This window comes from Streptomyces sp. NPDC002032 (genome assembly GCF_042890765.1).
Lineage (GTDB): Bacteria > Actinomycetota > Actinomycetes > Streptomycetales > Streptomycetaceae > Streptomyces.
Genome location: NZ_JBIASM010000003.1, coordinates 189,116 through 213,202, shown reverse-complemented (window position 1 = coordinate 213,202; position 24,087 = coordinate 189,116). Strand labels below are relative to the sequence as shown.

Sequence of the window (24,087 nt, the reverse complement as noted above, 5' to 3'; positions counted from 1 at the left end):
GCGTTGTGGGCTGATTGCCGCTTGCGGTTACTATGCAAGCTGCGTGCCCGTGTGTCTGATGTACCGGGCCGAATCCGTCGAACCGCTGAATCGCAGCGATACGGCAGAACCCCCAGCAGTCAGCCACAAGGAGACCGAACCGTGAAGAGCGCCGTGGAGACCCTGAACCCGACTCGGGTTCGGCTCACTGTTGAGGTGCCCTTCGAGGAGCTCAAGGACAGCCTCGACGCGGCGTACAAGAAGATCAACCAGCAGGTCACGGTGAAGGGCTTCCGCAAGGGCAAGATCCCCGCCCGCGTCATCGACCAGCGCTTCGGCCGCGGTGCGGTGCTGGAGGAGGCCGTCAACGACGCCCTCCCGAAGTTCTACACCGAGGCGGTCAACGAAGCCGACCTGAACCCGCTGGGCCAGCCCGAGGTCGACATCAAGGAGCTGAAGGACGGCGAGCTGCTGTCCTTCACCGCCGAGGTGGACGTCCGTCCCGAGATCGAGATCCCGGACTACTCCGGCATCGAGGTCGAGGTGGACGCCATCGAGGTCTCCGACGAGGACGTCGAGAAGTCGGTCGAGCAGCTGCGCGGCCGCTTCGCCTCCACGAAGGACGTCGAGCGCGCCGCCCAGGAGGGTGACGTCGTCACGATCGACCTGGAGGCCAAGGTCGACGGAGAGGTGCTGGAGGACGGTGTCGCCAGCGACGTCTCCTACACCATCGGCTCGGGCGAGCTGCTCGACGGCATCGACGAGGCCGTCACGGGCCTGGAGGCCGGTGGCGAGGCCACCTTCACCTCCCAGCTGAAGGGCGGCTCCGCCGAGGGCAAGGACGCCGAGGTCACCGTCAAGGTCACCAAGGTCTCCGCCCGCGAGCTGCCGGAGCTGGACGACGAGTTCGCCCAGATGGCGAGCGAGTTCGACAGCATCGAGGAGCTCAAGGCGGACAGCCGCAAGCGCCTTGAGAACATGAAGCAGTACGACCAGGCCACCCAGGCCCAGGAGCGCGTCCTGGAGAAGTTCCTGGAGCTCGCGGAGATCCCGGTCCCCGAGAAGCTGCTCGCGGACGAGGTCCAGACCCGCAAGCACAACCTGGAGCACCACCAGCTCGGCCAGATGGGCCTCGACCTCGAGAAGTTCCTCGAGATCCAGGGCAAGACGGTCGAGGAGTTCGACGCCGAGACCACCGAGCAGGCCGTCAAGGGCATCAAGACCCAGTTCCTGCTGGACGCCCTGGTCAACAAGGAGAAGCTGGGCGTCAACCAGGAGGAGCTCACCGAGCACCTCATGCGCCGCGCGCAGTCCTCCGGCATGTCCCCGGACCAGTTCGCCCAGGCCGTCGTCGAGGGTGGCCAGGTTCCGATGCTCGTCGGCGAGGTCGCCCGCGGCAAGGCCCTCGCGGTCGTCGTCGAGAAGGCCAAGGTCGTCGACACCAACGGTGAGGTCATCGACCTGTCCGACGAGGACGAGGACGAGACCGAGGCCCCGGCCGCCGCCGCGACCGACGAGGTCGAGGCCGGCGAGACCGAGGCCGACGAGGCCAAGTAACACCCCGGGCCCAGGCCCTGGAAGCAGTGCCGTGAAGGGCCCGGACGCAGCCGCGTCCGGGCCCTTCACCGTGCCCCGGTGACCCTCCTCGCAGGGGCCGGTTACCTTGCGCTCCGAGCGAACAGTTCGGGAAGCGGGATGGCGTTGTCCTACCTGCGCGTTAGGGTCCATGAATACGAGGGCACGGGAGTACCCGAAGCCGGAGGGCATCGCTCCACCGGTAGGTCCGCGCCCCAGAACGAGACGCTGAGACGGCATGTGGCCGTCGGAGACGAGCAGGTGGATACGTGACGAATCTGAAGCCTTACGCCGCGGGTGAGCCGTCCATCGGTGGCGGCCTCGGCGACCATGTCTACAACCGGCTGCTCGGCGAGCGCATCATCTTCCTCGGCCAGCAGGTCGACGACGACATCGCGAACAAGATCACGGCGCAGCTCCTGCTCCTGGCCGCCGAGCCGGAGAAGGACATCTACCTGTACATCAACAGCCCCGGTGGCTCGGTGACGGCGGGCATGGCGGTCTACGACACCATGCAGTACATCCCGAACGACGTCGTCACCATCGGCATGGGCATGGCCGCCTCCATGGGCCAGTTCCTGCTCACCGGCGGCACGGCGGGCAAGCGCTTCTCCCTGCCGAACACCGACATCCTGATGCACCAGGGCTCCGCCGGCATCGGCGGCACCGCCTCGGACATCAAGATCCAGGCCCAGTACCTGCTGCGCACCAAGCAGCGCATGGCTGAGATCACCGCGCACCACTCGGGCCAGACCGTGGAGGCGATCATCCGCGACGGCGACCGCGACCGCTGGTTCACGGCCGAGGAGGCCAAGGCGTACGGCCTGATCGACGAGATCATCTCCGCCGCGTCCCTGGTCCCCGGCGGCGGCGGCACCGGGGCCTGATCCCGGCTCCGGCGCACGAAGTCCCGTACGCCCGCCCGCACGGCCCAGGCAACCTCAGCCCGCAGAACGCCACCAGGATGGTGAACACCCAGATGCAGAACAACTTCTCCGCGAGCTTCTCCGCGAGCGGCCTCTACTCCGGCCCGCAGGTGGACAACCGCTACGTCATCCCGCGCTTCGTCGAGCGCACCTCGCAGGGCGTGCGCGAGTACGACCCGTACGCGAAGCTCTTCGAGGAGCGCATCATCTTCCTCGGAGTGCAGATCGACGACGCCTCCGCCAACGACGTCATGGCGCAGCTGCTGTGCCTGGAGTCGATGGACCCGGACCGTGACATCTCGATCTACATCAACAGCCCCGGCGGCTCCTTCACCGCGCTGACGGCGATCTACGACACGATGCAGTTCGTCAAGCCGGACGTCTCGACGGTCTGCATGGGCCAGGCGGCCTCCGCCGCCGCGGTCCTGCTCGCCGCCGGCACCCCCGGCAAGCGCCTGGCGCTGCCGAACGCCCGCGTGCTGATCCACCAGCCCTCGGGCGGCACCGGCCGCGAGCAGCTCTCCGACCTGGAGATCGCGGCCAACGAGATCCTGCGCATGCGCGACCAGCTGGAGAGCATGCTGGCCAAGCACTCGACCACGCCGATCGACAAGATCCGCGAGGACATCGAGCGCGACAAGATCCTCACGGCCGAGGACGCGCTCGCCTACGGCCTGATCGACCAGGTCGTCTCCACCCGCAAGATGAACGCGGCCTGATCCTTGCCGTCAGTTGGCGTGGACACTTCGTCGGATTCGGCGATGTGAACCACGTCAAGGGGGCCCCGCTGGGGGCCCCCGGCAAGGTACCGTCGGATATGAGGCACCAGGAGTCGCTGAACCAAGCGTCTCCCAGGCGAAGGGGAAGCACCTCGTGGCACGCATCGGTGACGGCGGCGACCTGCTCAAGTGCTCGTTCTGCGGAAAGAGCCAGAAGCAGGTGAAGAAGCTCATCGCAGGACCCGGTGTGTACATCTGCGACGAGTGCATCGACCTCTGCAACGAGATCATCGAAGAGGAGCTCGCGGAGACCTCCGAGGTCCGGTGGGAGGAACTCCCCAAGCCCCGTGAGATCTACGAGTTCCTGGAGAGCTACGTCGTCGGCCAGGAGCCGGCGAAGAAGGCGCTCTCCGTGGCGGTCTACAACCACTACAAGCGGGTCCAGGCCGGCGAGAACGGCGGCGCGCAGGGCCGGGACGACGCGATCGAACTCGCGAAGTCCAACATCCTGCTGCTCGGGCCCACGGGCTCCGGCAAGACCCTGCTGGCCCAGACGCTCGCCCGCATGCTCAACGTCCCGTTCGCCATCGCCGACGCGACGGCGCTGACGGAGGCGGGGTACGTCGGCGAGGACGTCGAGAACATCCTGCTGAAGCTGATCCAGGCCGCTGACTACGACGTCAAGAAGGCCGAGACCGGCATCATCTACATCGACGAGATCGACAAGGTCGCCCGTAAGAGCGAGAACCCTTCGATCACGCGCGACGTTTCGGGCGAGGGCGTCCAGCAGGCCCTCCTGAAGATCCTGGAAGGCACGACGGCCTCGGTGCCGCCGCAGGGCGGGCGCAAGCACCCGCACCAGGAGTTCATCCAGATCGACACGACGAATGTGCTCTTCATCGTGGGCGGCGCCTTCGCCGGCCTGGAGAAGATCATCGAGTCGCGGGCCGGCGCCAAGGGCATCGGCTTCGCGGCGACGATCCGTTCCAAGCGGGAGATCGAGGAGAGCAACCAGTTCCAGGAGGTCATGCCGGAGGACCTGGTGAAGTTCGGGATGATCCCCGAGTTCATCGGCCGTCTGCCCGTCCTGACCTCGGTGCACAACCTCGACCGCGAGGCGCTGCTCCAGATCCTGATCGAGCCGCGCAACGCGCTGGTGAAGCAGTACCAGCGGCTGTTCGAACTCGACGGCGTCGAGCTGGACTTCGAGCGCGAGGCGCTCGAAGCCATCGCGGACCAGGCGATCCTCCGCCAGACCGGCGCGCGCGGGCTGCGCGCCATCATGGAAGAGGTCCTGATGTCGGTGATGTACGAGGTCCCGTCCCGCAAGGACGTGGCCCGCGTGGTCATCACCCCGGATGTGGTCCGCTCCAACGTCAACCCGACGCTGGTGCCCCGCATCGTCCCGAAGGACCAGGGCCCGCACGAGAAGTCGGCGTAGCCGTCGACGGGTCGTATGCGAATGAATGGGGCGCTCCCGTGTGGAGCGCCCCATTCGTGCGTTCAGGACTCTGGCAGGTGAAAGTAGGCCAAGTGTTCTAGATCGCCTTGCGTGGGGGTCGGTTCCTTGATCAACTCCGACGCGGGAATTCTTCCGCGAAAGGATCAAGGAATGCAGAAGAAGCGTGCGCTCGGCGTTCTGGCGGCCACGTTTGTTGCGGCCGCTCTGCCGATGGTGGCGGCCTCACCGGCGTCGGCCTCGTCGGCTGACTGTCAGATCTACCTGCGCAACATTGGCTACAACGTGGGTCCGAAGGCCCAGGGGGCGTGCGATGTCGCCGCCCCATGGGATCTCTACGGATTGAACGACCACGCCTGTTACGTGACCTTGGTGGGCCTTGGGGTGAGGGCCAACGACGCCACCACGGCGTGCTACCAGCTGGCGTGAGGATGTGAGACCGGCCGGCGTGAGGCGCTCGCCCCGCGCCGGCCGTCGCTTCTGATCAGGCCTTGACGCGGGCGGTGTTGTAGAGCTTCGCCGCCAGGTCGGCGTCCTGCTCCAGGGTGTAACCGGGCTTGCCGGCAAGGATCGAGACCGCGTCTGAGGCGCTGACCACGGCCACGGTGCTGTAGTCACCCCAGATGCACAGCGGCAGCGTGTACTCCTTGGGCCCCTTGAACGCCGGGTCTTTCGAAGTGAACTTGATCTCCTGGCACTTGAGCACGGCCCCCTTGAAGCCGGCCGGAGCGATCGACTTGGGGCTGCCGATGAGCTCGGCCGACATCTTCTCGTTCTTCTTCGACACGTTCAGCTTGGCCATCGCGAAGTACGAGTCCACCGTCTTCTCGGGGTCGGCGACGTCGCCGTAGACACCGCTGAAGTTGAGGCCCTTGGCGGTCAGTGCGTTCTTCGGGTCACCGGCCGTGTAGCTCATTCCCACCTGAGTGGGGTTCTTGATGCCCGCGGCCTCGGCTTCCTGCTTGTCCTTGTCGGTCATGGGCGACTCGGTGTACTTGGGGTTCTTCTGGAACTCGCCCACCGACTCGGGGGCCACCAGCTTGTAGCCCTTGGTGGCGTTGGAGACCGTGCCGCCCGAGGCGTTGCCCTTCAGGAAGTACCAGCCGCCGCCCGCGATGACGGCCACCGCCACGACGACGCCGATCACGACGCCCGCCTTCGACTTCTTCGGGGGCTGCTGCGGGGGCATGCCGCCGTACGGGGGCTGCTGGGGCTGCTGGTAGCCGTACGCGGGCTGGGGCGGCTGCGGGGGCTGCGCGTAGCCGCCCTGCTGGGGGTAGGCCGGCGGGGGCGGCGGCGGGGCCTGCTGGGGGTAGCCGTAGCCCGGCTGGGGAGCGGGCTGGCCGTACGGGTTCGGCGGCGGCGGGGGCTGCTGTCCGTAGGGACCCGGCTGCTGCGGCTGTTGCCCGTACGGACCTGGCTGGTTGAAACTCATCCCGCGTCCCCCTGTGAGGTTTCTTATCTGTTCCTCACATCCTGACCGAAGCCCGGCCCGGCCGGGGCGGCGGGGTCCCAGGCGTTACCGAACCACGACGCAGCCGCGACCTGGGGGTCCGCGAACGGCCCCGGATCGGCCAAGGTCAACAAGAGCGGCCACGGTGGTATTGATTCGTGACGGGGGCGGCGCCCCCCGTATCCTGTGCCCCGTGACCGAGAACACGCAGACACCCAGTGCCCCCACCTCCGAACTGCCGACCCAGTACGCGCCGGCCGAGGTAGAGGGGAAGCTTTACGAGCGCTGGGTAGAGCGTGGCTACTTCACGGCCGACCCCGCGAGCGAGAAGCCCGCGTACACCATCGTCATCCCGCCGCCGAACGTCACCGGCTCCCTGCACCTGGGCCACGCCTTCCAGCACACGCTGATGGACGCGCTGACCCGCCGCAAGCGGATGCAGGGGTACGAGTCGCTGTGGCTGCCCGGCATGGACCACGCCGGCATCGCCACCCAGAACAAGGTCGAGCAGCAGCTCGCCGAGGAGGGCAAGTCCCGCCACGACCTGGGCCGCGAGGAGTTCGTCGAGCGCGTCTGGCAGTGGAAGGAAGAGTACGGCGGCAAGATCCTCGGCCAGATGCGCCGCCTCGGCGACGGCGTCGACTGGTCGCGCGAGCGGTTCACCATGGACGAGGGCCTGTCCAAGGCCGTCCAGACGATCTTCAAGAAGCTGTTCGACGACGGGCTGATCTACCGCGCCGAGCGCATCATCAACTGGTGCCCGCGCTGTCTGACGGCCATCTCCGACATCGAGGTGGAGTACCAGGAGGACGCGGGCGAGCTCGTCTCCATCACGTACGGGGAGGGCGAGGACACCCTCGTCGTCGCGACGACCCGCGCCGAGACGATGCTGGGTGACACGGCCATCGCCGTCCACCCCGATGACGAGCGCTACCGGCACCTGGTCGGCAAGCTCATCAAGCTGCCGCTCACCGACCGCTCCATCCCGGTCGTCGCCGACACGCACGTCGACCCCGAGTTCGGCACCGGCTGCGTCAAGGTGACCCCGGCGCACGACCCGAACGACTTCGCGATCGGGCAGCGCCACGGCCTGCCGAATCTGACGGTCATGGACGAGCACGGCGTCATCACCGTCCACGGCCCCTTCCTCGGCCTGGACCGCTTCGAGGCGCGTTCCGCGATCGTCGGCGCCCTGCGCGAGCAGGGCCGCATCGTCGCCGAGAAGCGCCCGTACCTGCACTCCGTCGGGCACTGCTCGCGCTGCAGCACCACCGTCGAGCCCCGCCTGTCCCTCCAGTGGTGGGTCAAGGTCGACACCCTCGCCAAGGCCGCCGGTGACGCGGTCCGCGACGGGCGCGTCACGATCCACCCGCGGGAGATGGAGAAGCGCTACTTCGACTGGGTCGACAACCTCAACGACTGGTGCATCTCGCGCCAGCTGTGGTGGGGCCACCGCATCCCCGTCTGGTACGGCCCGGACGGCGAGGTCCTGTGCGTCGGACCCGACGACGAGGCCCCCACGGGCGAGGGCTGGACCCAGGACACCGATGTCCTCGACACCTGGTTCTCCTCCGGCCTGTGGCCGTTCTCCACGCTCGGCTGGCCGGAGAAGACCCCGGACCTGGAGAAGTTCTACTCCACCGACGTCCTGGTCACCGGCCACGACATCATCTTCTTCTGGGTCGCCCGGATGATGATGTTCGGCCTCTACGCCATGGACGGCGAGGCGCCCTTCAAGACGATCGCCCTCACCGGCCTCGTCCGCGACGAGCGCGGCAAGAAGATGTCGAAGTCCTTCGGCAACGTCGTGGACCCGCTGGACTGGATGGACAAGTACGGCTCCGACGCCGTCCGTTTCACCCTGGCCAAGGGTGCCAACCCGGGCACCGACGTGCCGATCGGCGAGGACTGGGTCCAGGCCTCCAGGAACTTCGCCAACAAGATCTGGAACGCCACCCGCTTCGCGCTCATGAACGGCGCCACGATCGAGGGCGAGCTGCCCCCGGTCGAGAAGATGTCGGCGACCGACCGCTGGATCCTGTCCCGCCTGAACAAGACGGTCGCGCAGGTCGACGCCTACTACGAGGACTTCCAGTTCTCGAAGCTCAGCGAGGCCCTCTACCACTTCGCGTGGGACGAGGTCTTCGACTGGTACGTCGAGCTCTCGAAGACCACCTTCTTCGCGGGCGGCGAGGGCGCCGCGGTCTCCGGCCGGGTGCTCGGCGAGGTCCTGGACACCACGCTGCGCCTGCTGCACCCGGTCGTCCCCTTCGTCACCGAGACCCTGTGGACCACCCTGACCGGCGGCGAGTCCCTCGTCGTCGCCGCGTGGCCCAAGGACAGCGGTTTCCGCGACGAGGCCGCCGAGACGGAGATCGAGAACCTCCAGGCCGTCGTCACCGAGGTCCGCCGCTTCCGCGCCGACCAGGGTCTGCAGCCCGGCCAGAAGGTCCCGGCCAGGCTGGACCTGGCCGGTACCGCGCTCGCCGCGCACGAGGCCGCCATCCGCCAGCTGCTGCGGCTCCAGCCGGAGGGCGAGGAGTTCCACGCCACGGCGACCCTGCCGGTGGCCGGTGCCACCGTCGCGCTGGACCTGTCCGGCACCATCGACGTGGCCGCCGAGCGCAAGCGCCTGAGCAAGGACCTGGCGGCCGCCGAGAAGGAGAAGCAGCAGGCCGAGGCGAAGCTGGGGAACGAGGCCTTCCTGGCCAAGGCCCCCGACAACGTCGTGGACAAGATCAAGGGACGGCTGGACAAGGCCGGGGCCGACATCGCGCGGATCCAGGCTCAGCTGGACGCGCTGCCCGCCGCGTAACCGCGTGACCGCGTAGCCGCGTAGCCCGTACGAGGGAGGCCCCCCACCGCCGACGGCGGTGGGGGGCCTTTCCGGTGCGGGCTCCGGCAGGGCGGAAGGTCACGGGCGGATGGGGCCGGACGGCCCTGTCCGAAGCCATCCTTAGTGCCGCATATCACTTCATATGTCCGTCTCGCGGATCCGATCCCGGCCGCCGAGCACGGATGATGGAGGGCATGCACGCGAAGCCCGCCCCCTCGGCGGTCCACCGGGTCGTGGCCGCCGGACGCCGGCTCACGGAGCGCTGGGCCGGTTCACCGCGGGCACAGGACGTGCTCACCGCCCTGGGCTGTCTGGCCCTGATGGCCCTGGACCTGCCGGGCCTGGCCGCCGCCGACAATTCGCTCAACGGCCCGTCGGCGGCCGTCGTGCTCACCCTGGGCTGCTCGACCCTGCTCCTGCGGCGCCGGATGCCGTGGCTGGCGTACGCGACCTCGCTGCTGTTCATCGGCTGGCTGCACGAGCTGACCCTGATCCAGTTCGCCCTGTACTCCGTCGGGCGCTACCGGGGCCGGCGGGCCGGGATCCTCGCCACCCTGGGCTACGTGGCCTTCGCGCTCGCGGTGTTCAGCCTGCCGGGCTGGCCCGAGCCGCGGGCGGAGACGCTCAGCTCCTTCCTCAGCCTGGTGGTGCCGATCGGCGTGCTCGCCTCGGCCGTCGGGATAGCCGCCTACCGGCACGACCTGGTGCGCGAGCTGGAGGCCCGGCGCGCCGAGACGGCGGTGCTGAACGCCGTCCAGCAGGAGCGCACCTCCGTCGCCCGGGACGTGCACGACTTCGTCGGACGGGAGCTGACCCTGCTGACGGTGCGCTCCGAGGTGCTTTCGGTGCGGGCGCGCGAGACGGCGTACGCGAAGGACTTCGAGGAGCTGGCCGACACCGCGCGGCGGGCGCACCTGGTGCTCAACGAGATCATCGTGCAGCGCGGGGAGCGGGCCGCGACCCCGGGCGTGGACGGGCTGGCGGAGCTCGCGCGGGAGAGCGGACGGGCCGGCTCGCCCGTACGGCTCGTCATGGACCCGGGCGCGCACGCGCGCTGTCGCCGCTGCGCCAGGCCGCGGTGTACCGGGTGGTGCAGGAGTGCCTGACGAACGCCGCCAAGCACGCGCACGGCGAGACCATCGACGTGGCGATCGGCGTAGAGGGGGACCGGCTGCGGATCGCGGTCAGCAACGCGCTCCCGGCCCGCGGTCCGGGCCGGGCGCCGGTCTCGGCGGGCTCGGGCACGGCGAGCATGGCCGAGCGCGTCCGCAGCCTGGGGGGCGCGCTGACGGCGACCCGCGGCGAGGACGCGTACGTGGTGGTGGCGACCCTCCCGCGCGGCTAGGCCCCTCCCGCGCGGGCCCTCCCGTGCGCCCCCCTATGCCGGGAACCTATGCCTTGAACAGGCTGTTCACCGTGTCCAGGTCCTCCACGCACTTGCCGGAGCCGAGGGCCACGCAGTCCAGCGGGGCGTCCGCGACGAAGACCGGGATGCCCGTCGCGGAGGCGATGCGCAGGTCGAGGCCGGGCAGGAGGGCGCCGCCGCCGGTGAGGACGATGCCGTGCTGCATCACGTCGCCGGACAGTTCGGGCGGGCATTCCTCCAGGGTGGTGCGGACGGCGGCGATGATCGCCTCGACCGGTTCGTCCAGGGCGGCGCGCACGTCCGGAGCGGTCAGCTCCAGCGTCTTCGGCATGCCGCCCACCTTCTCGCGGCCGCGCACGGTGAAGGTGCGGGTCTCCAGTTCGGGCCGGTCGGGGACGGGCCACGCCGAGCCGATGCCGATCTTGACGTCCTCGGCGGTGCGCTCCCCGATGAGCAGTGCGTGCTCCTTGCGCACCCAGTCCGTGATCGCCGCGTCCAGCCGGTCCCCGCCGACGCGCAGCGACTGGGAGGTGACGATCCCGCCGAGGGAGATGACGGCGACCTCGCAGGTGCCGCCGCCGATGTCGACGACCATCGATCCGCGGGCCTCGGCGACGGGCAGTCCGGCGCCGATCGCGGCCGCCATGGGCTCCTCGATCAGGTGGACGGCCTTGGCGCCGGCCCGGGTGGAGGCGTGGATGATGGCCCTGCGCTCGACCGGGGTCACCCCGGAGGGCACGCAGATCACCATCCGGGTGCGGGGCCGCCGGCCGGGGACGGCCTTGCGGACGAAGTGCCGGATCATCTCCTCGGCCGCCTCGTAGTCGCAGATCACCCCGTCCCTGAGGGGGCGGATCGCGGTGATGGAACCCGGGGTGCGGCCGATGGTCTCCTTGGCTTCGGCGCCGACGGCGAGGGCGGTGGTCGTACCCGCCTTGACCGCGACCACGGACGGCTCATTGAGGACGATTCCGTGCCCGCGGGCGTAGACGAGGGTGTTCGCGGTCCCCAGGTCGATGCCTATGTCGCGGCTGGAGGCTGTCTTGTTGGCGCTGGCCTGCGGCATTTGTTCCCCAATCTCCTGCCCGCAAGGCTTGCATAACGATCCGGTCGCTTTCGTCGCCGAAGGTCCCGAAACGGCCGGGCCGAAAGTCCCGGGGGTCCTCGTCCGTAGACTGGGGTCCGTGAGTGAGCAGCAGCCCGAGATCCCCGACCGTGACGGCGTCGACCACCTCGACGACTCCTTCGACGAGTTCGACCAGATAGTGGCGCAAGAGTCCGACCGCGACCCCGACCTGGCGGTGATCGAGGCCGGCAGCCGCACCCTGCGCGCCCAGGCCGGGCCGCCCACGGGTGATCCGGTGCCCTCCCGCCCCCAGGACCCGGAGGTGGCGAAGGCGCTCCTGGAGGTGGAGCAGGAGCTGGGCACGCGCTGGGGCGAGACCAAGCTGGAGCCGTCCGTCAGTCGCATCGCCGCGCTGATGGACGTCCTGGGCGAGCCGCAGCGCGCGTACCCGTCCATCCACATCACCGGCACCAACGGCAAGACCAGCACGGCCCGCATGGTCGAGGCCCTGCTGAACGCCTTCGAGCTGCGCACCGGCCGCTACACCAGCCCGCACGTGCAGTCGGTGACGGAGCGGATCAGCCTGGACGGGGCGCCGATCGACGCCCAGCGGTTCGTGGAGACGTACCACGACGTCAAGCCGTACGTGGAGATGGTCGACGCCGCCGAGGAGTACCGGCTGTCGTTCTTCGAGGTGCTCACCGGGATGGCGTACGCCGCCTTCGCGGACGCGCCCGTCGACGTGGCGGTCGTCGAAGTCGGCATGGGCGGGACCTGGGACGCCACCAACGTGATCGACGGGACCGTCGCGGTGATCACCCCGATCAGCCTCGACCACACGGACCGGCTCGGCTCCACGCCCGGCGAGATCGCCCAGGAGAAGGGCGGCGTCATCAAGCAGGGCGCCACCGTGATCCTGGCGCAGCAGCCGGTGGACGCCGCGCAGGTGCTGCTGAAGAAGGCCGTCGAGGTCGACGCGACGGTGGCCCGCGAGGGCATGGAGTTCGGGGTCGTCTCCCGCGAGGTGGCGGTAGGCGGCCAGATGCTGACCCTGCGCGGGGTGGGCGGCGAGTACGACGGCATCTTCCTGCCGCTGTACGGCGCCCACATGGCGCACAACGCGGCGGTGGCGCTGGCCGCCGTCGAGGCCTTCTTCGGGGTCGGCGGGGAGCACGCGCGGGAGCTGGACGCGGACACGGTGCGCCGGGCCTTCGCCTCGGTGACCTCGCCGGGCCGCATGGAGGTCGTGCGCCGCAGCCCGACGGTGATCCTGGACGCCGCGCACAACCCGGCCGGGGCGCGGGTGACGGCGGAGGCCGTCACCGAGGCCTTCGGCTTCAGCCGGCTGATCGGCGTGGTGGCGGCGAGCGAGGGCAAGGACGTCCGGGGTGTCCTGGAGGCCTTCGAGCCGATCTTCGCGGAGGTCGTCGTCACGGAGAACACCAGTCACCGGGCCATGGGCGCGGACGAGCTGGCGGCCGTAGCGGTCGAGGTCTTCGGCGCGGACCGGGTGCAGGTGGAGCCCAGGCTGGACGACGCCCTGGAGGCGGCCGTCACCCTGGCGGAGGAAGAGGCCGAATACGGTGGGGCCGGAGTCCTGGTGACCGGTTCCGTGATCACGGTGGGCGAGGCCCGCCTGCTGTTCAAGAGGGGCTGAGAAATCGATGCGCACGCTCTGCGCGAGCACGCTGATCGGTGAATTCTTCGTCGTCGGCTTCGCGGGCCTGGTGGCCATGAAGGACCCGGACCTGACCCAGGCCCAGGTGTGGACGGTCTGCGGCGTCGTCATGCTGCTGTCGGTGCTGCTGTGCGGGATGCTCTCGCGTCCCGGCGCGGTGCCGCTCGGCTGGGCGCTGCAGGTCGGCCTGATCGCGAGCGGTTTCGTGGTGCCGACGATGTTCTTCCTGGGCGCGGTCTTCGCGGGCCTGTGGTGGTGCTCCGTGCACTACGGCCGGAAGATCGACGCGGTCAAGGCGCGCTGGGCCGCCCAGGCGGAGGCCGCCGCTCCTGACGCTGCGTGACGGTTCCCCGTAACGGCCCTGTAGATTCGCCCTACCGCACCCGTATGCCGCAAGGAGTTAGCACCATGACCCAGCGCACGCTCGTCCTGCTCAAGCCCGACGCCGTCCGGCGCGGCCTGATCGGCGAGATCATCGGCCGCATCGAGCGGAAGGCCGGCTGGACCATCCCCGCGCTGGAGCTGCGTACGCTCGACCGGAGCATCCTGGAGCAGCACTACGCCGAGCACGTGGGCCGGCCCTTCTACGAGCCGCTCATGGGCTTCATGTCCAGCGGTCCGGTCGTCGCCCTGGTGGTCGAAGGGGAACGCGTGATCGAGGGTGTCCGCCAGCTGACCGGACCCACCGACCCGATCGCCGCGGCGCCCGGTTCCATCCGGGGCGACTTCGGCAGCATCACCCGGGAGAACCTGGTCCACGCCTCGGATTCCGAGGAGTCCGCGGAGCGGGAACTGAAGCTCTTCTTCCCCGCTCTCTGAGCACTCTTTCCTGACGCGACATCAGCCATATAGCGCTCATGACCTGGGGCGACCGAAGTAATTTCGGTCGCCCTTCGGTATTGCGGGCGCGGAGCGGGAACGACTGGACAGGACACGACGTCACCACTAGGGGGCGGGTATCCGTTCCGGCGGGATTGCCGGAGTCCCGTCGCGCGATGTCCGTACGTGCGGCACTACGATGGGGCCTCCACCCACCCACCCACCTCGCCGACCTGACAGCAGCCGCTATCAACTGGAAGGCCAGACGCTCCTCATGGGGAACAAGGGGAACAACATGTCGTTCATCGGCCGTGACATGGCGATCGACCTCGGGACCGCCAACACGCTGGTGTACGTGAGGGGCCGGGGAATCGTCCTGAACGAGCCGTCCGTGGTCGCCATCAACACGAACACCGGTGGCATCCTGGCGGTCGGTTCCGAGGCGAAGAAGATGATCGGCCGGACGCCCGGCAACATCGTCGCCGTACGCCCCCTCAAGGACGGCGTGATCGCCGACTTCGAGATCACCGAGCGAATGCTCCGGTACTTCATCCTCAAGATCCACAAGCGCCGGTACCTGGCGCGTCCGCGCGTGGTGGTCTGCGTGCCCTCCGGCATCACCGGAGTGGAGCGCCGCGCGGTCATCGAGGCGTCCACGCAGGCCGGCGCCCGCCAGGTGCACATCATCGAAGAGCCCATGGCCGCCGCCATCGGCTCGGGCCTGCCCGTCCACGAGGCCACCGGCAACATGGTCGTGGACATCGGCGGCGGCACCACCGAGGTCGCCGTCATCTCCCTCGGCGGAATCGTCACGGCACAGTCCATCCGGGTGGCCGGCGACGAGCTGGACAACGCGATCATCCAGCACATCAAGAAGGAGTACTCGCTCCTCCTCGGCGAGCGCACCGCCGAGCAGATCAAGATCACCATCGGGTCGGCGTACGACCTCGACAAGGACGAGCACACCGAGATCCGCGGCCGGGACCTGGTGTCCGGGCTGCCCAAGACCGTGGTGATCTCGGCCGCCGAGGTCCGCAAGGCGATCGAGGAGCCGGTCAACGCGATCGTCGACGCGGTCAAGACCACCCTCGACAAGTGCCCGCCGGAGCTCTCCGGCGACATCATGGACCGCGGCATCGTGCTCACCGGCGGCGGCGCCCTGCTGCGCGGGCTCGACGAGCGGCTGCGCCGCGAGACGGGCATGCCGATCCACATCGCGGAAGATCCGCTGGACTCCGTGGCCCTCGGCTCCGGCAAGTGCGTGGAGGAGTTCGAAGCCCTCCAGCAGGTCCTGGACGCCCAGCCCCGGCGTTGACCGAAACCCCGCGAACGGGGCATGCGGAACACAAGGATCCGCCGTACGGGTGCTACCGCGCCCGTGCGGCGGATCGTTGATATACAGGCACAGTCCGGTGCGTGCCCCGGCTCCACCGGAGCGGCTCCGCCGCATGGGTTTCTACGAGGAAGGCACGGCCTCCACACGTGAGGGACACACGAGAGAGCCGGCTGCTCCTGGTGCTTCTGATCGCCATCGCGTTCGCTTTGATCACGGTGGACATCAGAGCGGGCGAGGAGTCGCCGGTCGATGGCGCCCGGCAGGCCGCCGCGGCGGTCTTCGGCCCCGTCGAGAAGGGCATGGCGACCGCGGTGGACCCGGTCGCCAACGCCATAGGGGCCGTCCGCGACTCCGGTGAGCGCCACAACCGGATCGCGACGCTGGAGCGCGAGAACACCGCGCTCAAGACCAAGCTGGGCAGCGACGACCAGACACGCAGCCGGATCCGCGAGCTCGACGAGATGCTCAAGCGGGCCGGCGCCGGACAGTACGGGATCAAGGGCGCCGAGGTCATCGGAATAGGAGCGGCCCAGGGCTTCTCCTGGACCGTCACCATCGACGCGGGCAGCAAGGACGGCATCGAGCGCGACATGACCGTGCTCAACGGCGACGGTCTCGTCGGCCGCGTCGCCACGGTCGGTCCCGACACCGCCACCGTGGTCCTCGCCAACGACCCCGACTTCACCGTCGGCACCCGCCTGGAGAAGACCGGCGAACTCGGCTTCGCCACCGGCCAGGGCGACCGCGCCCTGTCCGTGCAGATGCTCAACGGCAAGGCCAAGGTGAACCCGGGCGACCGGCTCGTCACCTTCGGCTCGCGCGGCAACAAGCCCTTCGTGCCCGGCGTCCCCATCGGCGAGGTCGTCAAGGTCGACCCCTCGCGCGGCGACCTGACGCGCACCGTGTGGGTGCGGCCCTTCGTCGGGTTCTCCCGCCTGGACATCGTCGGCGTCGTCGTCATGCCCCCGCGCGAGGACCCGCGCGACGCCGTCCTGCCGCCCAAGCCCGAAGTGAAGCCCACCCCGACCGTCACCGTCACCGTGACCCCGTCGGCGTCCGCCAGTGCCTCCGCCAAGCCGGCCGACGAGTAGGAGCCGACCACCATGCGTTTCAACCGGATCCTGCTCTCGGGCACGCTCGTCGCCGTCGCGCTCGTCATCCAGGTCACCGTCCTCGGACGGCTCCAGCTGCCCGGCGCCGTCCCCGACCTCGTCCTGCTGACGGTGGTCGCCCTCGCCCTGGTCTACGGGCCCGTCGGCGGAGTCCTCATCGGCTTCGGCGCCGGCCTGCTCGCCGACCTGGCCCCGCCCGCCGACCACGCCGCCGGGCGCTACGCGCTCGTCCTGTGCCTGATCGGCTACCTGGTGGGCCTCGTCCGCCCCGACAACGGGCGCTTCCGCTCCGCCTGGGGGCCGATGCTCACCGTCGTCGCCGCCGCGATCGGCTCCACCCTGCTGTACGCGGGCGTGGGCGCCCTCGTCGGAGACACCGCCGCCCGGCACGTGGGCCTCGCGGGGCTGCTGTTCACCGCCACCCTCTACGACCTGCTGCTCGCGCCCTTCACGGTGCCGTTCATCATGGCCCTGGCCCGGCGCGCGGAGAACGACCCGATGGCCGTCGAAGCGGGCGGGGGACCGCCCCAGGGCAAGGACGTCTCCTCCGGCTGGCTGGCCGGCGGGACGGGGCTGCGCATCGGCAGCCAGCGCGGCGGCCTGCGCCTGAGGAGCGCGCGGGGCCGCGCCGGCCGGGCCGGCCGCATAAAGGGCGTCAAGGGCGTGAAGAGCGTCAAGAAGCTGTGACGGGGGAGCAGTCGTGACCAACATTCCGGAGACCGGCCGCACCCCCCGGGTGCAGATCCGGCTCGTCATCCTTCAGGTGCTCGTCTTCTCCCTGCTGCTCACCCTGGGCGGCCGGCTCTGGTACCTCCAGATCCGCAACGGTCAGGAGTACTCCGACGAGGCCAAGAACAACCACGTCCAGCAGGTCGTCCAGCCCGCCGTCCGCGGGTCCATCCTCGACGCCCGCGGCGTTCCGCTGGCCGACAACGAGACCCGTCTGGTCGTCTCCGCCAGCCGCACCGAGCTGATGAAGATAAAGGACAAGGGCAAGGGCGTCCTGACCCGGCTGGCCGGGGTGCTCGACATGAAGCCGCAGGACGTCATGGACAAGGTCCGCCTCTGCGACTCCAAGACCCCGCAGCCCTGCTGGAACGGCTCCCCGTACCAGCCCATCCCGGTGACCCTGGAGGCCACCACCCAGCAGGCCCTCCAGATCCGCGAACGCCCCGAGGACTTCCCCGGGATCACCGCCGAGCCCACCGCCGTACGCCGCTACCCGGCCCCCGGCGGCGCCAACACCGGGCAGGTCCTCGGCTACCTCTCCCCGGTCACCGACGACGAGATCGTCAAGGCGAAGACGACGAACTCGCCGTTCCTGCGCTCGGACCAGGTCGGCCGTTTCGGCCTGGAGCGCACCTACGACAAGCAGCTGCGCGGCAAGGCCGGCGTCACCCGCTACGAGGTGGACAACCTCGGCCGGGTCATCGGCGAGGCCGCCAACGACCCCGCCATCCCCGGCGCCAACCTGGTCACCAGCATCGACGCCCGCGTGCAGGGCGTCGCCGAGTACGAGCTCAACCAGGCCATGCTCACGGCGCGCAAGGAGATCGACCGCAACACCGGCGTGCCCTACAAGGCCGATGCCGGTGCCATCGTCGTCCTGGAGTCCAAGACCGGCCGCGTCGTGGCGATGGCCTCCAACCCGACCTACGACCCCAACGTGTGGGTGGGCGGGATCTCCGGAAAGGACTACGCCAAGCTCACCGCCAAGGAGTCCAACGTCCCGCTGATGAACCGGGCGATCCAGGGCCAGGCCGCCCCCGGCTCCATCTTCAAGGTCATCCCGACCACCGCCGCGGTCAACGCCGGGTACAAGTTCGACGGCGAGTACCCCTGCCCCAGCTCGTACTCCATCGGTGGCCAGGTCTTCAAGAACTTCGAGTCCCAGGGCCACGGCAGCATCACCCTCGGCCAGGCGCTGGAGGTCTCCTGCGACACCGTCTTCTACGCCCTCGCCCACCAGCAGTGGCAGAAGGACGGCGCGCTCAAGCCGGTCGCCCACCCCGCGGACATCTTCTACAAGACCGCCCACCAGTTCGGACTCGGCGCCGAGACGCACGTCGACCTCCCCGGCGAGGAGAAGGGCCGCGTCCCGGACCGCCAGTGGAAGCAGAAGTTCTGGGAGGCCAACAAGGACCAGTGGTGCAAGACCGGCAAGAAGGGCGGCACCTACATCGAGCTGCTGTCCTACGAGAACTGCCTCGAAGGCAACCTCATGCGCGCCGGTGACTCCGTCAACTACTCCATCGGGCAGGGCGACACGCTCGTCACCCCGATCCAGATGGCCACCATCTACGCGGCCATCTCCAACGGCGGCACCATGTGGAACCCGACCATCGGCAAGGCGGTCATCAGCGCCGACGGCAAGAAGGTCGAGGAGATCAAGCCGCAGGCCCACGGCAAGCTGCCGATGACCTCCAAGACCCGGGACCAGATCGACGAGGCCCTGGAAGGCGTCGCCACCCGCGGCACCGCCGCCTGGCGCTTCGGCGGCTGGCCGCAGAAGGAGATCCCGATGCACGCCAAGACCGGCACCGCCGAGGTCTACGGCAAGCAGACGACCTCCTGGTTCGCCACGTACACCGAGGACTACACGATCGTGATGACGATCTCCCAGGGCGGCACCGGCTCCGGTGCCTCCGGTCCGGCCGTGCGCAACGTCTACAACGCCATCTACGGCCTCGACATGGCGGGCAAGCAGGACCCGAAGAAGGCCCTGCTGCTCAAGCCCGAGGCCAAGCTCCCCACCATCCAGCCCGACGGCTCCATCGACTCCCCGGAGATCAGGCCGTACGTGCCGCCGTCGCCCGAGGACTCGGCGCCGCCCGCCCTCGCCGGACCGCCGGCCCCGCCCGTGGCCAGGCAGGACTGAGGCCCCGATGCAGACCGCCAACAAGTTCTCCGTCTCGCGGTACGCGCCCCAGCGCGGGCCGGTCGCCAAGCTCACCGCGCGCGACTCCGTCGTGCGCCGGCTCGACTGGCCGATACTGCTGTCCGCGCTCGCCCTGTCCGGCATCGGCTCCCTGCTGGTGTGGTCGGCGACCCGCAACCGCACCTCGCTGAACCAGGGGGACCCGTACTACTTCCTGCTCCGGCACGCCATGAACACCGGCATCGGCATCGTGCTGATGATCGGCACCATCTGCCTGGGGCACCGCACCCTGCGCGGGGTCGTACCGATCCTCTACGGGCTCTCGCTGGTCCTGATCATCGCCGTGCTCACCCCGCTCGGCGCCACCATCAACGGCGCCCACGCGTGGATCGTGATCGGCGGCGGGTTCTCCCTCCAGCCCTCCGAGTTCGTGAAGATCACGATCATCCTGGGCATGGCCATGCTGCTCTCCGCCCGGGTGGACGCGGGCGACCTGGCGCATCCCGACCACCGCACCGTGATGAAGGCCCTGTGCCTGGCCGCCGCCCCGATGGGCATCGTCATGCTGATGCCCGACCTGGGCTCCGTCATGGTCATGGTCATCATCGTGCTCGGCGTGCTGCTGGCCTCCGGCGCCTCCAACCGCTGGGTGGTCGGCCTGCTGGCCTCCGGCGCCGCCGGGGCCGTCCTGATCTGGCAGCTCGGCATCCTCGACGAGTACCAGATCAACCGCTTCGCGGCCTTCGCCAACCCCGAGCTCGACCCCGCCGGCGTCGGCTACAACACCAACCAGGCGCGCATCGCGATCGGCTCCGGCGGACTGACCGGCTCCGGGCTCTTCCACGGCTCGCAGACCACCGGCCAGTTCGTGCCCGAGCAGCAGACCGACTTCGTCTTCACCGTGGCCGGTGAGGAGCTCGGCTTCCTCGGCGCCGGACTGATCCTGGTCCTGCTCGGGATCGTGCTCTGGCGCGCCTGCATGATCGCCCGCGAGACCACCGAGCTCTACGGCACCGTCGTGTGCGCCGGCATCATCGCCTGGTTCGCCTTCCAGGCCTTCGAGAACATCGGAATGACCCTCGGCATCATGCCGGTGGCCGGGCTCCCGCTGCCCTTCGTGTCCTACGGAGGATCGTCGATGTTCGCCGTGTGGGTCGCCATCGGGCTGCTCCAGTCCGTCCGGGTCCAGCGCCCCCTGTCGGCCTGACCGCGCCGGGGAGGCCGCCGCCGGTTCCGGACTAGATTCGGTTCATGGCGGACACCAAGCGGGAGATCGAGCGGAAATTCGAGTTCGCGCAGGCCGGCGGCGGACCCGGCGGCGCACCCCACGACGAATCCGGCGGGACCGCCGGGGGTGGCCGGCGGCTCCCGGACCTGACCGGCACCGCCGGGATCGCCGAGGTGAGCGAGCGGGGCACCGTCCAGCTCGACGCCGTCTACTACGACACGCCCGGCCACCGGCTCGCCGCCGACGGGGTCACCCTGCGCCGCCGCACCGGCGGCGAGGACGCCGGCTGGCACCTGAAACTGCCCGTCGCGCCCGGAGTCCGCGACGAGATCCGCGCCCCGCTCGGCGACACCGTCCCCGAGGAGCTCGCCGCCCTGCTGCGCTCCCGCGTACGGGACGAACCGCTGGAGCCCCGGGTCCGGCTGCTGTCCTCCCGCGAGGTGGTCCACCTGCTCGACGCCGGCGGGGCGCTGCTCGCCGAGCTGTCCACCGACACCGTCCTCGCCGAAAGCGGCCCCGACAGCGCCGACTGGACCGAGGTGGAGGTCGAGCTGGCGGACGGCACGGACCCCGCGCTGCTGGACGCCGTCGAGGACACGTTCCGCACGGCCGGGCTCCGGGTGTCCGACGCCCCCTCGAAACTGGCGCGCGCCCTCGCCGAGACCGGCACCGCACCCGCCGCCCCGGCCGCCCCGGGCCCCGCCGACGGGTCGGCGGGCGCGCACGTCCTCGCGTACCTGCGCACCCAGTACGAGGCCCTGGTCACGCTCGACCCCGCCGTCCGCCGTGACCTGCCCGACGCCGTCCACCAGATGCGGGTGGCCACCCGGCGGCTGCGGAGCGCCTTCAAGAGCTACCGCGACGTCCTGGACCGCGAGGTCACCGACCCGCTCGGCGAGCAGCTGCGCCGGCTGGCCGCCGAACTCGGGGCGGTCCGCGACCAGGAGGTCCTCGCCGGGCGGCTGCGCGAGCGCCTCGACGAGGTCCCGGCCGCCCTGCGCCTCGGCCCGGTCCGCGACCGGCTGCTGATCTGGGACACCGGGCGCCGCCAGGAGACCCGGCTCCAGGCCCTGGCCGCGCTCGACGCCGACTGGTACACCGGCCTGCTGGACTCCGTCGAGGCGCTGCTGGCCGACCCGCCGCTGCGCAAGGCAGCCGCCCGGGCCGCCGACAGCGTCCTGCCCAAGGCCGTTCTGCACGACGACGAACGGCTCGCGGGCCGGGTCCGGGCGGCCCTGGCCATGGAGCCGGGACACGAACGGGACCTGGCCCTGCACGGGGCCCGCAAGGCCGCCAAACGCGCCCGGTACGCGGCCGAGGCCGCCCGGCCCGCCCTCGGCAAGCCGGCGAAGCGGCTGGCCAAGGCCGCCAAGTCCGTACAGAGCCTCCTCGGCGACCACCAGGACAGCGTGGTGGCCCGCGAGGCGCTGTTCGGCCTCGCCGTCCAGGCGCAGGGCGCGGGCGAGGCGACCTTCACCTGGGGCCTGCTGCACGCCCGCGAGGAGGCCTTCGCCGACCGCCTCGAACGCGAACTCCCGCACGTGTGGGCGAAGGCCGCCGACCCGCGGCTGCGGGCCGCCCTCAAGTGATCATGTGGGCGGGGGCGACCGGGCCTCGGGGTACGCTTGAGAGTCGCCCCCTGCCCGCTTCACGAAAGTCGCGTGATGTCCGAGTCGGTCTTCCCACAGCTCGAAGCTCTGCTCCCGCATGTGCAGAAGCCCATCCAGTACGTCGGTGGTGAGCTCAACTCCACCGTCAAGCCGTGGGAGAGCGCGGACGTCCGCTGGGCGCTCATGTACCCGGACGCGTACGAGGTCGGCCTCCCCAACCAGGGCGTCATGATCCTCTACGAGGTGCTCAACGAGCGCGAGGGCGTCCTCGCCGAGCGCACCTACTCGGTGTGGCCCGACCTCGAAGCGCTGATGCGCGAGCACGAGGTGCCGCAGTTCACCGTCGACAGCCACCGCCCGGTGGGCGCCTTCGACGTGTTCGGCCTGTCCTTCTCCACGGAGCTGGGCTACACCAACATGCTCACGGCCCTCGACCTGGCGGGCATCCCGCTGGAGGCGAGGAACCGTACCGTCGACCACCCCATCGTCCTCGCGGGCGGCCACGCGGCCTTCAACCCCGAGCCGATCGCGGAGTTCATCGACTGCGCGGTCATCGGCGACGGCGAACAGGCCGTCCTCGACATGACCGAGATCATCCGCGCCTGGAAGGCCGAAGGCCGGCCGGGCGGCCGCGAGGAAGTCCTGCTGCGCCTCGCGAAGACGGGCAACGTCTACGTACCGGGCTTCTACGACGTCGAGTACCTGCCGGACGGCCGCATCGGCCGGGTCGTGCCGAACCGCTCCGGCGTGCCGTGGCGCGTGTCCAAGCACACCGTCATGGACCTCGACGAGTGGCCCTACCCCAAGCAGCCCCTGGTCCCGCTCGCCGAGACGGTCCACGAGCGCATGTCCGTGGAGATCTTCCGCGGCTGCACCCGCGGCTGCCGTTTCTGCCAGGCCGGCATGATCACGCGCCCCGTGCGGGAGCGAAGCATCACCGGCATCGGCGAAATGGTCGAGAAGGGCCTGAAGGCGACCGGCTTCGAGGAGGTCGGCCTGCTGTCGCTGTCCTCCGCGGACCACACCGAGATCGCCGAGATCGCCAAGGGCCTCGCGGACCGCTACTCGGACGACAAGGTGGGCCTGTCCCTGCCGTCGACCCGGGTGGACGCCTTCAACGTCGACCTGGCCAACGAGCTGACCCGCAACGGCCGCCGTTCGGGCCTGACCTTCGCCCCCGAGGGCGGCTCCGAGCGCATGCGCAAGGTCATCAACAAGATGGTCTCGGAAGAGGACCTGATCCGAACCGTCGCCACGGCGTACGGCAACGGCTGGCGCCAGGTGAAGCTGTACTTCATGTGCGGGCTGCCGACCGAGACCGACGAGGACGTCCTCCAGATCGGTGACATGGCGGTCAACGTCATCGCCAAGGGCCGCGAGGTCTCCGGTCAGAACGACATCCGCTGCACGGTCTCGATCGGCGGGTTCGTGCCGAAGCCGCACACCCCCTTCCAGTGGGCCCCGCAGCTGTCGGCCGAGGAGACGGACGCCCGGCTGGGCAAGCTCCGCGACAAGATCCGCGGCGACAAGAAGTACGGCCGCTCCATCGGCTTCCGCTACCACGACGGCAAGCCCGGCATCGTCGAGGGCCTGCTCTCGCGCGGCGACCGGCGCATCGGCGACGTCATCCGCGCCGTGTACGAGTCCGGTGGCCGCTTCGACGGCTGGCGCGAGCACTTCTCGTACGACCGCTGGATGCAGGCGGCGGAGAAGACGCTGCCGGCCCACGGCGTCGACGTCGCCTGGTACACCACCCGCGAGCGCACCTACGAAGAGGTGCTGCCCTGGGACCACCTGGACTCCGGTCTCGACAAGGACTGGCTCTGGGAGGACTGGCAGGACGCCCTCGACGAGACCGAGGTCGAGGACTGCCGCTGGACCCCGTGCTTCGACTGCGGCGTCTGCCCGCAGATGGACACGCACATCCAGATCGGCCCGACGGGGCAGAAGCTGCTGCCGCTGTCGGTCGTGAAGTGACCGCGTGACCGTGACCGCGTGACCGTGGTCGCGTGATCCCCGGGGACCCCCCGCCGTCAACGGCGGGGGG

General features: G+C 69.9%; 20 protein-coding genes. 18 read left to right on the top strand and 2 right to left on the bottom strand.

Annotated features, from left to right (window positions below):
* The first annotated feature begins 141 nt into the window (after positions 1–141).
* The 5 genes from tig (at position 142) to ACFYYT_RS09080 (ending at position 5,087) form a co-directional block, all read left to right on the top strand.
* On the top strand, positions 142–1,536 hold the full coding sequence (gene tig, locus ACFYYT_RS09100; protein WP_351816672.1) for a trigger factor: 1,395 nt from the start codon (positions 142–144) through the stop codon (positions 1,534–1,536).
* A gap of 287 nt (positions 1,537–1,823) precedes the next feature.
* A complete protein-coding gene (locus tag ACFYYT_RS09095; RefSeq protein WP_030229632.1) occupies positions 1,824–2,441 on the top strand; it encodes an ATP-dependent Clp protease proteolytic subunit in 618 nt (205 codons plus the stop codon).
* Positions 2,442–2,518: 77 nt separating this feature from the next.
* Positions 2,519–3,199: an ATP-dependent Clp protease proteolytic subunit gene (locus tag ACFYYT_RS09090; protein ID WP_351816676.1), complete on the top strand. Its 681-nt coding sequence runs from the start codon at positions 2,519–2,521 to the stop codon at positions 3,197–3,199.
* Positions 3,200–3,353: 154 nt separating this feature from the next.
* Positions 3,354–4,640, top strand: a complete 1,287-nt coding sequence (gene clpX, locus ACFYYT_RS09085; RefSeq protein ID WP_351816679.1) for an ATP-dependent Clp protease ATP-binding subunit ClpX — start codon at positions 3,354–3,356, stop codon at positions 4,638–4,640.
* 171 nt (positions 4,641–4,811) lie between these two features.
* The gene (locus ACFYYT_RS09080) at positions 4,812–5,087 is read left to right on the top strand and encodes a hypothetical protein (protein WP_351816682.1); all 276 of its coding nucleotides are present in this window, start codon (positions 4,812–4,814) and stop codon (positions 5,085–5,087) included.
* A gap of 55 nt (positions 5,088–5,142) precedes the next feature.
* On the opposite strand, the gene ACFYYT_RS09075 is transcribed toward ACFYYT_RS09080, so the two are convergent.
* Positions 5,143–6,093, bottom strand: coding sequence for a hypothetical protein (locus ACFYYT_RS09075; RefSeq protein ID WP_351816685.1), 951 nt, complete (start codon positions 6,091–6,093; stop codon positions 5,143–5,145).
* A 211-nt stretch (positions 6,094–6,304) separates the two neighbouring features.
* On the opposite strand from ACFYYT_RS09075, the gene ACFYYT_RS09070 reads away from it, so the two are divergent.
* The 3 genes from ACFYYT_RS09070 (at position 6,305) to ACFYYT_RS09060 (ending at position 10,292) form a co-directional block, all read left to right on the top strand.
* A complete protein-coding gene (locus ACFYYT_RS09070) occupies positions 6,305–8,926 on the top strand; it encodes a valine--tRNA ligase (protein ID WP_351816688.1) in 2,622 nt (873 codons plus the stop codon).
* A 215-nt stretch (positions 8,927–9,141) separates the two neighbouring features.
* A complete protein-coding gene (locus tag ACFYYT_RS09065; RefSeq protein ID WP_351816691.1) occupies positions 9,142–10,053 on the top strand; it encodes a histidine kinase in 912 nt (303 codons plus the stop codon).
* Positions 10,035–10,292, top strand: coding sequence for a hypothetical protein (locus ACFYYT_RS09060; RefSeq protein WP_351816693.1), 258 nt, complete (start codon positions 10,035–10,037; stop codon positions 10,290–10,292). Before ACFYYT_RS09065 ends, ACFYYT_RS09060 begins: the two co-directional genes overlap by 19 nt.
* Before the next feature lie 46 nt (positions 10,293–10,338).
* Here the strand turns inward: ACFYYT_RS09060 and ACFYYT_RS09055 are convergent, their stop codons facing one another.
* Entirely contained in the window at positions 10,339–11,379 is a 1,041-nt protein-coding gene (locus tag ACFYYT_RS09055) for a rod shape-determining protein (protein ID WP_351816696.1), read from the bottom strand.
* A gap of 118 nt (positions 11,380–11,497) precedes the next feature.
* Here ACFYYT_RS09055 and ACFYYT_RS09050 point away from each other — a divergent pair, with 118 nt between their 5' ends.
* The 10 genes from ACFYYT_RS09050 (at position 11,498) to ACFYYT_RS09005 (ending at position 24,017) form a co-directional block, all read left to right on the top strand.
* A complete protein-coding gene (locus ACFYYT_RS09050) occupies positions 11,498–13,036 on the top strand; it encodes a bifunctional folylpolyglutamate synthase/dihydrofolate synthase (protein ID WP_388607263.1) in 1,539 nt (512 codons plus the stop codon).
* A gap of 7 nt (positions 13,037–13,043) precedes the next feature.
* Complete coding sequence (locus tag ACFYYT_RS09045; protein ID WP_351816699.1) at positions 13,044–13,400, top strand: DUF4233 domain-containing protein; 357 nt, start codon at positions 13,044–13,046, stop codon at positions 13,398–13,400.
* Between the two features lie 65 nt (positions 13,401–13,465).
* On the top strand, positions 13,466–13,876 hold the full coding sequence (ndk, locus tag ACFYYT_RS09040) for a nucleoside-diphosphate kinase (protein ID WP_351816702.1): 411 nt from the start codon (positions 13,466–13,468) through the stop codon (positions 13,874–13,876).
* A gap of 295 nt (positions 13,877–14,171) precedes the next feature.
* Entirely contained in the window at positions 14,172–15,191 is a 1,020-nt protein-coding gene (locus ACFYYT_RS09035) for a rod shape-determining protein (protein WP_008738981.1), read from the top strand.
* 167 nt (positions 15,192–15,358) lie between these two features.
* Positions 15,359–16,303, top strand: coding sequence for a rod shape-determining protein MreC (gene mreC / locus ACFYYT_RS09030; RefSeq protein WP_351816705.1), 945 nt, complete (start codon positions 15,359–15,361; stop codon positions 16,301–16,303).
* Positions 16,304–16,315: 12 nt separating this feature from the next.
* On the top strand, positions 16,316–17,011 hold the full coding sequence (gene mreD, locus ACFYYT_RS09025; RefSeq protein ID WP_351816708.1) for a rod shape-determining protein MreD: 696 nt from the start codon (positions 16,316–16,318) through the stop codon (positions 17,009–17,011).
* 13 nt (positions 17,012–17,024) lie between these two features.
* On the top strand, positions 17,025–19,202 hold the full coding sequence (mrdA, locus tag ACFYYT_RS09020; RefSeq protein ID WP_351816711.1) for a penicillin-binding protein 2: 2,178 nt from the start codon (positions 17,025–17,027) through the stop codon (positions 19,200–19,202).
* A gap of 7 nt (positions 19,203–19,209) precedes the next feature.
* Positions 19,210–20,409 carry a rod shape-determining protein RodA gene (gene rodA / locus ACFYYT_RS09015; protein ID WP_351816714.1) on the top strand — a complete coding sequence of 400 codons (1,200 nt, stop codon included), beginning with the start codon at positions 19,210–19,212 and terminating at the stop codon, positions 20,407–20,409.
* 44 nt (positions 20,410–20,453) lie between these two features.
* Complete coding sequence (locus ACFYYT_RS09010) at positions 20,454–22,019, top strand: CYTH and CHAD domain-containing protein (RefSeq protein WP_351816716.1); 1,566 nt, start codon at positions 20,454–20,456, stop codon at positions 22,017–22,019.
* A 72-nt stretch (positions 22,020–22,091) separates the two neighbouring features.
* Positions 22,092–24,017 (top strand): TIGR03960 family B12-binding radical SAM protein, encoded by a 1,926-nt coding sequence (locus tag ACFYYT_RS09005; RefSeq protein ID WP_351816719.1) that lies wholly within the window; start codon positions 22,092–22,094, stop codon positions 24,015–24,017.
* The last annotated feature ends 70 nt before the right edge of the window (positions 24,018–24,087 follow it).